General features: G+C 74.3%; 10 protein-coding genes. 1 reads left to right on the top strand and 9 read right to left on the bottom strand.

The window, feature by feature from the left end; translation table 11 throughout:
- On the bottom strand, positions 1-471 hold a 471-nt coding region (locus ACFYXV_RS20235; protein ID WP_389383665.1), incomplete at its 3' end, for an inositol monophosphatase family protein.
- Between the two features lie 136 nt (positions 472-607).
- Between ACFYXV_RS20235 and ACFYXV_RS20230 the strand changes: the two genes are divergently transcribed.
- Positions 608-1,513, top strand: coding sequence for a LysR family transcriptional regulator (locus ACFYXV_RS20230; protein WP_389383664.1), 906 nt, complete (start codon positions 608-610; stop codon positions 1,511-1,513).
- A gap of 78 nt (positions 1,514-1,591) precedes the next feature.
- Here the strand turns inward: ACFYXV_RS20230 and ACFYXV_RS20225 are convergent, their stop codons facing one another.
- The 8 genes from ACFYXV_RS20225 to ACFYXV_RS20190 all read right to left on the bottom strand — a co-directional run bounded on the left by ACFYXV_RS20225 (position 1,592) and on the right by ACFYXV_RS20190 (position 14,553).
- Positions 1,592-2,812 (bottom strand): alpha/beta hydrolase family protein, encoded by a 1,221-nt coding sequence (locus tag ACFYXV_RS20225; protein WP_389383663.1) that lies wholly within the window; start codon positions 2,810-2,812, stop codon positions 1,592-1,594.
- Positions 2,813-3,012: 200 nt separating this feature from the next.
- Positions 3,013-5,412, bottom strand: coding sequence for a hypothetical protein (locus ACFYXV_RS20220; RefSeq protein ID WP_389383662.1), 2,400 nt, complete (start codon positions 5,410-5,412; stop codon positions 3,013-3,015).
- Positions 5,409-8,993: a hypothetical protein gene (locus ACFYXV_RS20215; RefSeq protein WP_389383661.1), complete on the bottom strand. Its 3,585-nt coding sequence runs from the start codon at positions 8,991-8,993 to the stop codon at positions 5,409-5,411. Before ACFYXV_RS20215 ends, ACFYXV_RS20220 begins: the two co-directional genes overlap by 4 nt.
- 13 nt (positions 8,994-9,006) lie before the next feature.
- Positions 9,007-9,984: a hypothetical protein gene (locus ACFYXV_RS20210; protein WP_389383660.1), complete on the bottom strand. Its 978-nt coding sequence runs from the start codon at positions 9,982-9,984 to the stop codon at positions 9,007-9,009.
- 11 nt (positions 9,985-9,995) lie between these two features.
- Positions 9,996-10,613: a hypothetical protein gene (locus tag ACFYXV_RS20205; protein ID WP_385466209.1), complete on the bottom strand. Its 618-nt coding sequence runs from the start codon at positions 10,611-10,613 to the stop codon at positions 9,996-9,998.
- Positions 10,610-12,835, bottom strand: coding sequence for a hypothetical protein (locus ACFYXV_RS20200; protein WP_389383659.1), 2,226 nt, complete (start codon positions 12,833-12,835; stop codon positions 10,610-10,612). Before ACFYXV_RS20200 ends, ACFYXV_RS20205 begins: the two co-directional genes overlap by 4 nt.
- Positions 12,832-14,151 (bottom strand): baseplate J/gp47 family protein, encoded by a 1,320-nt coding sequence (locus tag ACFYXV_RS20195; RefSeq protein WP_389383658.1) that lies wholly within the window; start codon positions 14,149-14,151, stop codon positions 12,832-12,834. Before ACFYXV_RS20195 ends, ACFYXV_RS20200 begins: the two co-directional genes overlap by 4 nt.
- A gap of 3 nt (positions 14,152-14,154) precedes the next feature.
- Entirely contained in the window at positions 14,155-14,553 is a 399-nt protein-coding gene (locus ACFYXV_RS20190; protein ID WP_389383657.1) for a hypothetical protein, read from the bottom strand.
- Between the last annotated feature and the right edge of the window lie 8 nt (positions 14,554-14,561).

The following is a 14,561-nucleotide window of genomic DNA, read 5'->3' as shown; positions in this document are numbered from 1 at the left end:
GTGCAGCGGCCGGCCGTCGAGGTGGGCGCCGGCTCCGGTCAGCGCGGTGTAGGTCTCGCCGGTCAGCGGCAGGTGGACCACGGTGAGCACCGGCCGGTTCTCCCGTACGAGAGTGGCGGTGACCGCCCACTCCGGCAGCGCGTGCAGGTGGTTGACGTTGCCCTCGGCCGGATCCACCACCCACCACTCGCCCGGCGGCAAAGCGCCGCCGTCCAGCTCGTCCTCCACCCAGCCGGCGTCCGGGCGCAGTTGCGTGAGGCGGGGGCGCAGGACGTCGAGGGCCGCGTCGTCGTTGGCGGCGAGCGCGTCCATCAACTCCTCGCGGCTCTCGTAGCGGACCACCTCGCCGAAGCGCTCGCGCAGCACCGCACCGGCCGTACGCACAGCCGTCACGGTCTGGGCGAGCAGGTCGGCGTCGGAGGCGGTGGTGGTGGTGGAGGAGGAGGCCGTGGGCTGGAGCGTTTCGGACATGGTGGTGCTCCTGTCTGAGGGGCTGGTGGTGGGGAACCGGGCTTGGCCGCTCGTTCCTCCGTGTGCTTGTGCCTCAACGGTAAGGAGCACCGGCATTAACCACAACTGCATGTGAAGCACGCCTAGGATGACTCCCATGCAATTGGATCTGAACCTGCTCACCGCGCTCGACGCGCTTCTGGAAGAGGGGAGCGTGGCCGGGGCTGCCGCGCGCCTGCACGTCACCGCCCCCGCGATGAGCCGGAGCCTCGGCCGCATCCGGCGCACGACCGGAGATCAGATCCTGGTGCGCACCGGCCGCACGATGACCCCGACGCCGTACGCGATCGCCGTCCGGGCTCAGGTGCACGAGCTGCTGCACCAGGTCCACGGCGTACTGGCACCGAGCCGTGAGCTCGATCTGGCCACGTTGGAGCGCACTTTCACGCTTCGCTGGCACGATTCCCTGGTCGCTTCGAGTGGGCCCGCACTGCTCGCGGCCGTGCGGGAACAGGCGCCGGGCGTGCGCTTGCGTTTCGTCGCGGAATCGAGCGTCGACACGCACGAGTTGCGGCGCGGCGAGGTGGACTTGGAGGCGAACGCCAGCCGCCCGAACGCGCCGGACGTCCTTGCCGAGAAGGTGGGCGAGACCCGCCTCGTCATCGCCGTGAGGCAGGGGCACCCGCTCACCCGTGACGGGGCCCTCACCGCCCAGCGGTACGCGGCGGCCGAGCACCTCACCGTGTCGCGACGCGGCAATCTCAGCAACGCGCTCGACGAGACCCTCGCCCGGCTCGGCCTCAGCCGCAACGTGGTGGCGACCGCGCCCACCGAAGCGGCCGCGCTGGCCTTCGCACGCGACTCCGATCTGGTGATCAGCGTCCCCGAAGCCACCGCACGCTCCACGGCGGCCGGCCTGGGCCTCGTCATGCTGCCCCTGCCGCTCGAACTGCCCTCGGCATCGGTGTACCTGTCATGGCATCAGCGCTACGACACCGACACCGCCCACGCCTGGCTGCGGGGACTGGCGCGAGGCGCGCTGGACGTGTGCGCGGAGCCGTAGGCGGAGGACGGCCGTGCCGAGGGGCGGCCGGCCGGCCGCCCCTCGGCACGGCCGTCCCCGCGCGGGTCCGTGGCACGGTCAGGCCGTGGTGGCGAGGGTGTCGTCGAGCCAGTCGTAGATGCGGGCTATGGACAGGCGCATCGCGCCGGGGTGGCAGTGGGCGCCGGCGCCCTCTTCCGTGGTGAACATCATCAGGGTCTTGGGGCAGGTCAGGTGCTCGTAGAGCTGCTCGGGCTGGCCCTTGAAGTACATGTCCTCCTCGGCGTCGCACACGAGGGTGGGGCACTGGATCCGCTCGGCGATGCCGTCGGCGAGGGTGTAGTCGAGATAGGAGGCGTTGAAGGCCCGGGGGGTTTCGACGCCCATCACGTACATGCCGTGGTTGAGCGCCCAGCGCGCGATCGGGTCCTTGGCCATGGCCTGCTCGAAGGCGGCGTCGATCTCCGGGGCGGAATCGGCGCGCAGGAGTCGTTCGGCCTCCTCGCGGGTGCCGGGGACGTTGCGTACGGAGGTCTCGCCGAGGTCGTAGAGACCGTCCACGGCGATCAGCGCGGCCAGGCGGTGCTCGAACGCGGCGGCGCGGGGGGCGAGGATGCCGCCCATGCTGACGCCGAGGAGCGCGATGCGGCTTTCGTCGACCCCGGGGAGGTTCTCGGCGAAGTCCACGACGGGCGTGACGACGTTCTCCCAGTCCGGGCGGAAGACCAGGCCCTGGTGGTGGCGCGGGCCGGGCATGCCCGGGCCGTCGAAGGCCAGCACGTTGTAGCCGCGCTCGACACCGGCCATCGCCCCGAAGAAGTGCAGTTCCTCCGCGGTGCCGTCGAAGCCGTTGTGCATGATCAGCGTCGGCCGGGGTGTGCCGGAGTCGTCGACCCGGTAGAAGTAGCCGGGCAGGGTGGTGTCCTCGTACGGGATCTCGACCGGCTCGATGACCGGGGTGAACAGCGCCGCCGCCGCCCTGAAACAGGCCACGGAGCGGTCGTAGGCGTGATCGTGGCGCGGGTCGCAGGTGTGACCGTGCAGGAAGAACTCCGCCGACCGGTAGTAGTTCGACGCGCGCAGGAAACCGTCCCGCGCGCTGACGCGGTGACCGGCCGCCAGCGACTTCTCCGCCTCGCCCGACACACGGTCCGCGGTGGCCATCCACTCCACGTACCAGCTGTCGTAGTCGCCTTCGGTGATCCGCTCACCGGTGGCGACCACCTCGCCGAAGTCCGCGCCGCCGTAGGCGATGTGGCTCATCGACCGCAGGGTCTCGTACCAGAACTGGATGTTGTTCGGGAACAGCAGCTGCTTCATCGGATTCTCCTGTGGTGTGGGGCCGTGGGGCGACGCCGTGTGCGTCGTGGTCCTTGCCGGGGCCTTCGGCGCCGCTCTCGCGGTGCGCTCTCCGGCGTGATCAAAGATTCCGGCAGGACGGTGTCCACCTTCCAGGCCACACGGAGACGAGGGCTGTCCACCCTTGTCCGCTCGTGTCCGCCCCTCCGCAGGGGGCGGATTCACTCGGGTGTGACGGGCCCGCCCGGCGGCGGCGTGCCGTGCCGCGCCCGGATCCTCTTGCGCGCCCTCTCCAGCTGGAGCTCGTGCGCCTTGATCTGCTTCCTGTACACCCTGGCGAACTCGGCGGGGGGCATGCTGAAGTGACGCCAGTACGTCTCCCCCACGAAGGCGGCCTCGCCGGCCTCGCGGAGCACGTGCGTGTACAGCAGGTTCTTCGCCATGTGCTCGATCTTCTGGGTTCCCGTCAGATCGAAGACGACCATCCGGCCGGGGGCCCGCACGACGAGGTCGGGCCGCAGGTCGCCGATCAGGCGCACGCCGAGCTTGCCGGTGAACAGGGGGCTGAGCTGCTGTTCCAGCTCGGCCAGGCCGGGCGTGGATTTCACATAGGTCTCGATCGGCATGTCGAGGACCGAGGCGGGCAGCCTCGCGAAGTTCCGCAGGTTGGTCTCGCTGATGACGGTCAGCCCGCTGCCGGGGAAGCGCCGGCGGACCAGGCGCGAGAAGGCGGAGTGCAGATTCGTGCCGCGCACGGCGAGGGAGGGGATGTCGGCGCCGACCTCGGCGATCGCCCGGGCGACCAGTTCCTCCAGTACGTCGACGCTCAGGACGGCGGCGGCCGCGCCCGCGGGTGGTGTCGCGGGTACCCGCTGCTCCGCCTCGTCGAGGACCTTCGCCAGCTCCTCGACCTCGGCCGGGGTGAAGAACCGCTCTCCCTCCTCCAGTGCCTTCACGACCTCGGCCTTGGAGATCACCGAGGTGCCCTTGGCCGCGGCCCCGGCGGCGAGGATGTCGTCGCCCTCGGCGACGGTCAGCAGGACCCCCGTCGTGGTGGCCATGGAGGGCCGCTCGGAGAGCAGGAGGCGGACCACGTCCAGCAGGCGCAGGCCGATCCGGTCGAGGACCGCCACGCCGATGCGGTTGACCGCGACCACCGCGCGGACGGCGCCCCCGCCGATCCTGGGCAGGGACTTGACCGCCTCCGGCAGGGCGAGCAGGGACATCACGAGCTGTCCGATGATGCGCCCGGCGTCGAAGAACTCCAGCTGGTCCAGCTTCTCCTTGAAGGCGTCCGCAAGTTGGCTCAGGCCCTGCTGCGCGGTGACCACCGGATGTTCGACGCAGGTGACGAGAGCGGCCCACAGCTGGTTGCGTTCCTGGGCGAGACGCGCGCTGAAGACCGAGCCGGCGAGCGTGCCGAGGAGCTCAAGGGCCTGGTACTCGAACTCGCCCACGCCCCAGAGGATGCCGGCGAACACCTGTACCCCGTCCGCGGCGTTGGGCTCCCAGTTGCCGAAGACGAACGACCAGGGGACCCGCCGCTCGCGCAGGTAGGTCCGGAACGCCCGCACGCGGACGAGGGCGAGGGCATCGCCCAGCTTCCCCAGGGCGCGCAGCTCCTCGAAGGCGGCCATGAGTTCGTCGAAATCGAGCCCTCGGAGATACTCCTTCATCGTGGCCGTGACGATGGATCCGGGCGCCCAGGCCAGGCCCCGTTCGAGTGCGGCGGCGATCGCGGCGGCGGCCGCCCTGGCGTCTCCGGGCTTGCGGCCGACGATCCTGACCTCGCGGAGGGTGGTGAAGTCGGCGGTGTACGCGAGGATGCCGGCCGGTACGGACCGGGTGTTCTCGGTGATGACGCGCAGCCCCGTGTCGTGTCGGCGCCCGTCGTCGGTGACGCCGTGCACCGCGTAGGCGGCGCCGGGCGTCCCCGCGGCGGCCAGGCCGACGCGGTCGACGGTGACCGGCTCGAAGTAGAACGCGCCCGCGCCGAGCCGCACGGCGATCGTCCGCTCGTGGTCGGTGCCGCCGAGCCCGGGCACGAGCCGCACGGCGGTGGAGCCGACCACGAGGCTGTCGGCGGAGATCCGCCCGAGCACCGCGTCCCGGTACCGGTGGCCGCCGCGGGTCCGCAGGGCCGCGAGCCGTTCGGGGGTCCAGGGCCGCTCGCGCGGGGGCGGCGGCGCGGGGGCGGCCCGGCCCGTCCGCCCCGGGCCAGGTCCCGGTCCTGCGCCTGCGCCTGCGCCTGCGCCTGCGCCGAGGTTGCGGCCGCCCGTTCCGGCTCCCGCCCCGAGGCCGAGGCCGCCCGACGGCCCCCCGGCCGCCGTATCGCCGCCCCATCGGGGAGCGCGCCGCAGGGGCACGGTGACCGGGCGGCCCGCGGCGTCGTAGCTGGGCACCTGATAGCCGTCCTCGGGCGCCGTCCCGCCCCCGGCGCGGGGCTCCTCGCGCGCCGGGGGCGGCGGCTGCGCGGGGCGCCCGCCCACCGCCCGTACGGCGTCGGCGAGGGCCCGGCGGACGGCGAGCTCCAGGAACCGCGCGGTGTCCGGGGCGAGCCCCTCGGGCCGGACGACCGCCTCGGGCAGGTGGAAGTGGCGCTCGGTACGGCCGGTGTTCACCGCACCCTCCTTCCGGCGATGATCCGGTAGACCGTGCTGACGTCGTCGGCGGTGACCTCGAAGACGAGGTCGGGGTGGCGGGCGCTGAGCCGGGCGAGTACCCCGGCGCGCGGCCCGCCGCCCAGTGCGGCGGCGCAGATGGAGCAGACCTCCTGGTCGACCCGGATGTACACGGTGTGTCCGTGCGCGGCGGCCCGCTCGGCCTCGGTCAGGCGGGCGAGCCGGGCGTCGAGCTGCTGTCCGAGGTCCTGCTCGGCATGGCCGTGGGCCTGCGGCACGACGACGTTCTCCGGCGGCCGGATGTCGTGGGCGGCGTCGTACGAGCCGAGGGCGCGCGGCGAGCCGCCGCTGAAATGCTCTCCGGTGAGGGCGGGGATGTCGGAGCGGGCGACGGCGACCGTGCCCTGGTACCCGGCGGCGGCCTTCGCGGTCGGCGGCACGTCCTGCGTTCCGGCCGCGGTGGTCCGTCTCGCGAATCCGGCGTGCTCGGCGGAGGAGGGCTCCCGAAGCCCGGCCGCCTCCAGGCGGCGCCGCTCGGCCTCGACGGCGGCGCGTGCGGCGCGCAGGTCCTCGCGGAGCTGCTGCTGTACGGCGGGGTCGGTGGGGCGTTCGGGCTGGTAGGGGCGCCCGGGGCCGCCCCACTGCTCGTCCAGGTACTCCTTGGCCACGGGGTCCCGGGCTTCGCGGGCACGCAGTTCCCCGGGGGTCGCCGTCTCGTACCAGCGCCGGTCCAGGGCCGCTTCCCGGTCGGTGCGCGAGGCCTCCTTCAGGTGGGCCCAGCCCGGCCACGTGGAGGCGGGCCGGGGCCGCGGCCGTGCGGCTCCGCCGGCGGGGAGCGGTACGGGGTCCGGCGCGGGCACGGGCGCGGCCGCCGGCGTCTCGTGCGCCGGTGTGATGCGCGCGGGAACGCGCGAGGCGGTGCCCGTGGGGCGCGCGTGGGGGAGCTCGTGCGCCGCCTCGTCGACGCGCTCACCGAGCGCCCGCGTCCAGGCCCGCGCCTCCGCCGCCGAGAGGCCCTGGCCCAGGGTCTGTTCCATCCGCCGCCGGGTCAGGGCCATGGACTCGGCCCAGCGTTCGGCCGTGACTCCCTCGCCGCTCAGGAGCCGGGTCAGCAGGGCGGCCTTGACCAGGGTCGGTCCGGCGCGGGCGACGAGTGCGCGCAGGAACGGGTCGACGGTGAAGGCGGCGACGACGCCGACGACCGCCTGGAACCCCATCCCGGCCACGTACGCGTCGATGTCGGATCCGTGTCCGTCGACGATGTCGTGGGCGAAGGTCTCCAGGGCCGCCCCCGCGGCGCCGCCCACCGCGCCGGTGACCAGCTTGCCGGTGATCCAGGAGGCGATCCGGCCGCGCAGGGTGGCGGTGCCGATCCGGCCGCCGGCCCAGCCGCCGAGGCCCGCGCCGATCCGGTAGCCGATGGCGCCGAGGTAGCCGTCGACGGCCGCCGTGAGGAAGCCCCCGGCGGTGGCCTCCTCCTGGCGGAGCAGGATCTTGAGCAGGTACAGGCCCTCCGAGACGCCGATGCCGACGCCCACGGCGCGGAGGCCGCCGCCCAGTCGGACGAGGGAGGCGACGACGCCCGCCTCCCAGGCGAGCGCGAGGCCGCCGGCGGCGACCACGGCGAAGCCCGCGATCCGGTAGGCCTCACCGGCGCGGCCGAGCCGCCACTGCACGAGCCGTGCCTCGAACGCGCCGACGGGCTCCCGCAGGGGTCCCGCGGCGGTCTGCCACTGCGCGCCGTGGCCCTCCACGCGCGAGACGACCTCGAACCGCACCTCGTGGGAGGGCAGTCCCTGCTCCTGGGAGGCGTACACCTCCAGGAGCCGGATGCCGTACTCGACCTCGGCGTCCTCGAAGTCGTCGGCGGTGATCCGGGCCGCCCGCGCCGCCCGCTCGACGGCCGCGGCGGCGAACTCGCCGTCGTCGTAGACGCGCGGGTCGCCTCCGGAGAGGATGCCCTCGACCATCCGTTCCCGCTCGGCGAGGAGGGCGGTGCGCAGCGCCTCGGCCCTGCCGGGCTTCGGGCGGGTGACGGTGAGGGTCTTGCGGTAGAGGAGGTCGGCGTCACCCAGGAGCCGTCCGGCGAGCACCATCCCGTCGGAGCGCCGGTCGAGGCGGACGGCCCCCTGTCCCGGGCCGCCGACCGTGTAGGCGTGGGCGGTGGTCGCCGTCCGTTCCCGGGCGAGGCCGGCGCGCAGGGCGCGTACCCGTTCGTGCTGCGCGTACGGGGTGGCCTCGCACTGCCGGAGCAGGCGCAGCCGCAGCGCGAACCGGCGGGTGGCGTCGGCGGATTCGAAGAACTCCCCCAGTCTGCCGCGCCGTTCGATGCTGGTGAGGACGTACTGGAAGAGGCTGCCGAGCCGGCCGCCTGCCTGCGGGGCGCTCTCGTCGAGCAGCGTCTCGAGCGCGGCGCCGAAGCCGTCCTCCCCGAGGAGCGGGGCGATGCCGGCGGCCAGCCGGCGGGCCTGCGGACCGAAGAACGCGGCGCCGAGCGTCTGCGGATCGAGGTCGAACTCGGCCCGGCAGTACAGCACCCGCTCACCCGGTTCGGCCGGCCACTCGGCCGCCCGCAGCACGGATTCCGGTACTCCGGGCAGGGCGTCCCCCTCGGCGACGAACAGGCGGGCGGCGGGTTCGCGGTGCCCGGGGGCGGCGCCGGCCTGCCGGTCGAGCAGCAGGAACAGGGCCTCCCGCTCGATGCCGGCCGGGGTGCGCACCATGGTCGAGGCGGGGCGCAGCACGGCCGGCTGGGTCCAGACCGTCGTCCTGTCGCTCGCGTACTCCTCGGCGTACCGGCTCCACGGGACTCCGGTCGCCCGTTCGAAGAGGGCCTCGTCCACGCAGAACCCGGCCTCGCGCACGGTCATCGCCACCAGGAGGCCGGGGCCGGGGACGGCGACGTCGGCGAGGCCGACACGCGGCAGCCGCATGGCGGCGAAGACCACGTGTCGCGGGGGCAGGCGCGGAATGCGGGCGGCGACGGCCGCGCTCTCGTCGGCCTCGGTGAGGCGGTGCAGCGCGTCGGCCCAGCCGGCGACCGCCCAGGCCGGTTCGGTGTTGCCCCCCTTCTCCGCGGCGGAGCTCCTGACCACCAGCTCCTGCCCCAGTGCTCCGGCCGCCCGGGGCTCGTCGAGCCGTACCAGCCAGACGTCCACCGGGCGGGCCGAGCCGGCGAGCGAGCGGTACAGGGCGGCCTGCGGGAAGGGCTGCCCCAGCACCTCGCCGACGTAGTCGAGGAACCGTCCGACCTCGATCCGTGCCCGCACGGTGGCCACGACGGTCCAGGGCGCCGGTGGGCGGCGCACGGGGACGCCGGTGCGCCGGCCGGCGGCCGCGTAGGAGGGCAGCGCGTAGCCCTCGTCCACGTCCCGGCCGGGCTCGTACGCCTCGCGCACCCCCGTGCTGTCCGCCGTCGCCCGCGGCGGAGTCCGGTGCCCGCGCCCGATCTCCCGCTCGGCCTGCGCGAGCCGCCGGGCGACGAGGGCGGTCAGCCGTCGGGTGAGCGCGGCCAGTTCCTCGGGGCCGGGCTCGCCGGTGAGGGTGATCCTCACCGGCACGCGGACATGGATCTCCGTCACCGGGCGCCCGGGGCTACTCGGTGACCAGCAGCATGACGCGCAGCCCGGAGCCGACCAGGTCGCCCCGCTCGGTCCACAGGCCGAGGTCGAAGACGTGCAGGCTGCCGAGCGGGGCGTTCTCGGGGAGGCGTACCTCGATGTCGGTGGGGATCTTGTTCGGCCGGTCCTCGGCGAAGCGGAAGGGCGTGTCGAGGCCGGGGACGAGTTCGGAGCGCAGGTCGAAGCCGGGGGTCTCGGAGCTGACCGTGATGGGGACGGGCCCCTTGGAGGTCATCAGGCGCAGACCGCCGGGAGCCGTCCCGCCGCCGGGTACGACGCCGGGGTGGCCCCTGAGGAGGGCGAGCTGGCTCTCCTCGGGCTTCGTCGTGACCCGGTCGGCGCGGACCAGGTACTGGGGGTCCCCGCCGCGGGGCGGATAGGTCGTCGTGGGCACCTTCGAGTTCGTGCCCCCGCCGCCCGGCGGTGCCTGCGAGACGGGCAGAAGCAAGATGTTGCACTGGCCGTGATGCTGGTTGTGGTCGACGTCGAGTGCGGCGGCCGGGTCCGTGTACTTCAGCTCCTGGCCCTCGCCGTTGACCTGGTAGACGTTGGCCATGAGGCAGAAGTGCTTCTCCGACGCCCCGCCGAGGTCCGTCGCCTCGGGATGCCAGGGGGGTGTCATGAGGAAGGTGGCCGTGGCGCCCGGGTCGACCCTCTGGACGGTCTGGTTGGTGTCGCACCGGTGGACCGCGTCGCCCGGGCGGCCCATCCCGATGCCCGGGTCGAACATCCACGCCTGGGCCGTGACGTTCAGCATGGGCTCGGAGCCCTTGTTCTTCACGCGGACCACGAAGGTGTTGTCCACTTGCGCGTAGGCCTTGACGTCCTCCTTCCCGCGGCAGATGACCCGCACGTTCTCCCCGGCCCACGGCGGCGTGGCCGCGTTCGCGGGCCACGGGCGCTGCGTCCCGTCGTCCGCGCCGGTCACGGGGATGTAGAGGTTTCCTGGCATGGGAACTCCGTTCAGTCGACGTTGTAGGAGAGCTGGACGCTGGTGATGAAGACGCTGCCGCCGGGGGTGGCGTCGACGAGGCTCGCGTCGACGAAATAGCGGAAGCGGGACATGTCGACCCGGTCCTTGCCGGGCTGGGCCGGCTGGGGATCGCCGAAGGGGGCACCGGAGCACTGCACCTGGGCGATCTGCTCGGGCGGGCCGATGACGGTCAGCGAGCTGCGCAGGAGGGTGACCTTCAGGCTGCCGTTGCCGGCGTTCGTACCGGTGGCCTGGAGGGTGAGCAGCTGAACGCCGTCGGGAGGCGCGACGCTCAGGATTCCCGAGAGGTTCGTGTCGGTGGCGCTCGACCGCAGCGCCACGCCGTCGGAGTTCAGCACCCACGCGGTCTTGTTCTGGACCGGGGTGAAGGCCGGCGCCAGCGACATCAGCCGCTTGACCGTCGGCCGCTGCCCCGCCGCCTTCAGGCCCACGTCGATCTGCCTCACCACCGTCGACAGGTTCTCCAGGTCCTTCTGGATCGCGTCGAAGCGCACGTTGAAGCCGTTCTGCCCGCTCGCCGCCACGCGGTCGCGGTTGTCCACCCACGCCACGTGTTTGAAGGTGGGGCTGAAGCTGATGTCGGTCACGGATTCCCTCCGGTCAGGGGGCGGGTGACGACCTCGACGCCGAGGGGGCGCAGGTCGTCGAGGAGGTTGACGATCAGGGATCGGGTGGCGGGCGGCAGGGTGTGGCCGGTGAGTTCGGGGCGCAGCCGTACCGTGAACTGGTAGGGGCCGGGCTTGTCGCCGACGCGGTAGGACGCCTGCACCCAGGCGGGACCGGGGTGTTCACCGCGTACGGACATCCGGCCCGGCGCGGTGGTGAGGAGGGCGGCGGCGCCGTCGCCGGTGGACCAGCCGAGCACTGCGGCGGCGCCGGTCTCGGCGGGCGCGGGGGTCACGGTCAGCGCCACGGTGGTGCCGGTCGGGAGGCCGCCGAGGTAAAGCCCGGGGGCGCTCACCCGGACCGGGTCCTGGTCCTCCTGGGCGACCGTCACGACTCCCCCGGCGACCCGGACGTAGCTGAATCCGGCCTGGTGGGCGAGGGCGCCGAGCCTCCCCGCGGGCAGGCCGGGGTGGCTGAGGCGCAGTTCCCGCGCCTCCTTGGCCAGGGGGCTCGCCGTGGCGCCCAGGTCCCTGCGCACGGTCAGCTTGCCGGTGGCCGAGGAGGGGAGCAGGGCGATCAGGGCGTCGAGGTGTTCGGCGACCTCCCGGCGCATCCGGTGGGTCTCGGCGTCGGTTCCGTACTCGGCGTGGGCGGGGTCGTCGTGGCGTACGAGGAAGGCGGGGTGGAGGCCCTGGCCGGGCGGCATGGGCGGTGGCGGGTCCGGGTCGGGGGCGCCGTCCGCGCCGATCGCCCGGCCGTCGGCGACGGTCACGGGCAGGACGGTCAGCTCGCGGGTGGCGGACAGGGTGAGGGAGCCGAGGCGGAGTTCGGCGATGACGATCACGCGCCCGGGGGCCTTGCCGGTGAACGCCGCGGACGGGCCCTCGGACGGCGGGGCGAGTACGCCGCCGCCCGCACCGCCGGGCACCACGTACCAGCGGACGAGGGAGCCGGGGGGCGGGACGGCGGGCCGCACGGAGAGGGTGATCGTCCCGTCGACCGCGACGGTGCCGCCCGCGGTGTCCATGCCGAGGAGTTCGCCGGGGGCGCACTCGGCGTAGACGAGCCCGTCGTCCCGGTGGGTGACCAGGGCGAATCCGGCCCAGTGGGCGAGGGCGGCGAGGCGTTCGGAGGGGACGGTGGCGTGGCTGATGAGCACGGCGCGGCCGGTGGCGCGGGCGTCGGGGGCGCTCGGGTCGTAGCCGGCGTGCACGCGGGACCTGGAGGTCAGCAGGTTGAGCTGGTGGATGGCCGCCGCGACGACGGGCTGGGCGCGCATGGGGTCGGGTACGCCGGGGAGCGGGGCGGGTTCGACGGCGAAGGGGGACAGGGTGATCAGGAAGTCGGGGCGGAAGGCCTCGTCGGCGGGGGGCCGGGGCAGGTCGGTGCCGATGGTGCCGAGCGTGTCGATGCTGTGGCCCGGCGGCAGTCCGGCGGGGACGACCCGCAGCGGCAGGACTCCCCGGCGCAGTTCGCCGCCGGTGTCGTCGAGGACGAGGGGGTCGGCGACGCCGTCGACCGGGCCGACGGCGTCGTTGAGGGCGGCGGTGAGCCCGGCGGGGGTGGGCAGGGTCCAGCGGCGGGCGACGGCCAGGCGGCGGCGGTAGGCGTCGTCGTTCTCGCCGGAGGCGCGGGCGACGCCGAGGCCCGCGCCGTGGCGGTCGAGGTGGGCGCCGTGGGCGTGGGCGACGGAGCGCTGTTCGACGGTCCGGGCGAGCTGCCGGCGCAGGTGGTCGCGTTCCCAGCCGACGGCCCACAGCAGTCGTCCCATGGTGCCGAGGAGGGCGGTGATCCGCCACCACTCCTCCTGCGCGCCGGGCAGGCCCGACCGGATGCCCGTGAGGATGCCGGTGCCGTCCGGGAGCGGGACGGAGGTGCCGCCGGCGAGCCCGTCGGGCAGGGGCAGCGACAGCTCCGGGCCGCCCCGTACGCCGAAGGTGACGGTGGTCGGGGCGGGGACGTCCCGGCGGGCCTGCAGGACGTACAGCGGCCGGGGCGTGACGCCGAACCGGTCGGTGTGCAGCCGGAAGTCGTACGGGGCGATGTCCGTGCCCCGCACCCCGAGGAGCAGCCGGTCGGCGCCCCGGGCGAAGGGCGCGGTGAGCCGCGCGGCCATGTCGGCGGCGGCGAGGCGGGTCGGGTCGGACACGGCCGGCGGCTCGGACACGAACTGCGGCTCGGACACGACGGGCGGGGTGGTCATCGGCCGGCCACCTCGATGCTGCTGAGGGCGGGGTCCGCGGCGAAGACGGCCATCTCGGTGGGGCTCATGGCCAGGGATTCGCCGACGGCGGCCTCGACGGTGCCGAGCTGGTAGGGGACGCCGCCGAAGCCGAAGCGGCCGAAGGCGGGCGGGCAGCGTCGCAGATGGAGCCCGCGGACGTCGTCGACGCCGGGTTGCTCGGCGAGGGCGCACATCACGCGGGCGTAGAGGACGTCGTCGCCGAGCCGGAGGCGGCCGATGTCGGCGGCGAGGCGGGCCCGGATGCGGCCGATGACGGTGGGGCCGTCGAAGCCGGCGGCGAGGACGATCCCGGCGCGGACGCCGACGTCGATGTGGTCGGCCTCGACGACGTTCACGTGGACGCCGATGGGGCGGACGCGGTCCACGGCCGCCGCCACGAGTTCGTACACGCCGGTCACGGAGCCGGGGCCCGGCAGGGTGCGCCAGGGGCGCAGGCCGCGGTGGGCGACGGCGACGTCGGCGAAGTAGGGCTCACCGACGCGGCGTTCGTCGCTGAAGGTGCGGCCGCCGAAGTCGAAGCCGCCGAAGTAGGCCTGGGAGACGTCGATGCCGCCGAGCGGGTCGGTGACGCGGGCGTCGAGGACGTCGGGCACGGACAGGGCGGCCTGCCGGACGCTCTCCACGGTCCACAGGGCGCGCGGGAGGGCGATGATCCGGGCGCGGTAGGCGTCGTCGTCCTCGGGGATCAGCTCGTCGAAGGGAGCGGGGTTGGTGACGACGAGGGCGGCGGGCGGCCAGTCGGCGAGGTACTGGGCGCGGTGGGCCGGGTGGACCTCGTCCACGGTGGCGGCTGCGACGGGGGCGTCCCCGGGCTCGACGGCGAGGACCCGTACGGTGCGGGTGGGGGCGGCGGCGGTCAGTTCTACGGGGGCGGTGGTGGCGAAGGCCCGCGGGGAGTCGCCGCCGGCGCCGCCGCCGAGCAGGACGGTCGCCTCGGGCAGCACGTAGGTCCGGCCGGGGACGCCGCCGGTGAGGGTGAGCACGACGGCTCCGGCGCGACGGGGGGCGTTGCGGGCGAGACCCGCGTCGTCGCCGAGCAGTTCGAGGGCGGCGCCGTCGGCGGTGGCGGTGAACTGCCCGTAGTAGAGGGCCTCCATCCGCTTCCACAGTTCGGCGTCCTCCTGGGCGACCACTTCCAGGATCTTGCCGAGGGGGCTGGTGGGCGACAGGTCGACATCGGCGCCGAGGGCGGCCCTGGTGCGGGCCTTGCTCTCGGCGAGGATCACGTCGAGGCCCTTGAGGACGAAGCCGTCGGGGGTCACGCCGTACGCCATGGTTCACACCTCCACTTCGGCGGTCAGGTCGGTGGTCCGGCCGTCGAGGACCTCGACGAGGACCCGGACGGTCAGGACCCGGACGGCGGGGTCCTCGGTGAAGGCGACGTCGGCGACCTCCCGCACCCGCGGGTCGGCGGCCAGGGTGCGGACGATCTCCAGGCGCAGCAGGTCCTTGAGGACGCGGGTGCCGCCGGGGTGGGTGAAGGCCTGTCCGGCGCTGAGCCCGTAGCGGTGGTCGCAGGGGTCGCTGCCGTACGGGGTGAGCAGGCGCACGGTCAGTGCCTGCACGAGGTTGGCGAGTCCGCGTACGTCGGCGAGGCCGGTGCCGCGGACGACGAGGTCGCCGTCGTCCAGCAGCAGGCTGCGGCCGAGGGGTTCGAGCGGTGCGGGGGGTGGCATGGGCTGGC

The sequence above is a fragment of the Streptomyces sp. NPDC002181 genome, from assembly GCF_042890485.1.
Taxonomy (GTDB): Bacteria; Actinomycetota; Actinomycetes; order Streptomycetales; family Streptomycetaceae; genus Streptomyces.
This window is presented reverse-complemented; position numbering and strand designations above follow the sequence as displayed.

Bases quoted from the DNA above. Each gene is read 5' to 3' on its own strand.
- ACFYXV_RS20230 (WP_389383664.1), top strand. From the start codon at position 608: ATGCAATTGGATCTGAACCTGCTCACCGCGCTCGACGCGCTTCTGGAA.
- ACFYXV_RS20225 (WP_389383663.1), bottom strand. From the start codon at position 2,812: ATGAAGCAGCTGCTGTTCCCGAACAACATCCAGTTCTGGTACGAGACC.
- ACFYXV_RS20210 (WP_389383660.1), bottom strand. From the start codon at position 9,984: ATGCCAGGAAACCTCTACATCCCCGTGACCGGCGCGGACGACGGGACG.
- ACFYXV_RS20200 (WP_389383659.1), bottom strand. From the start codon at position 12,835: ATGACCACCCCGCCCGTCGTGTCCGAGCCGCAGTTCGTGTCCGAGCCG.
- ACFYXV_RS20195 (WP_389383658.1), bottom strand. From the start codon at position 14,151: ATGGCGTACGGCGTGACCCCCGACGGCTTCGTCCTCAAGGGCCTCGAC.
- ACFYXV_RS20190 (WP_389383657.1), bottom strand. From the start codon at position 14,553: ATGCCACCCCCCGCACCGCTCGAACCCCTCGGCCGCAGCCTGCTGCTG.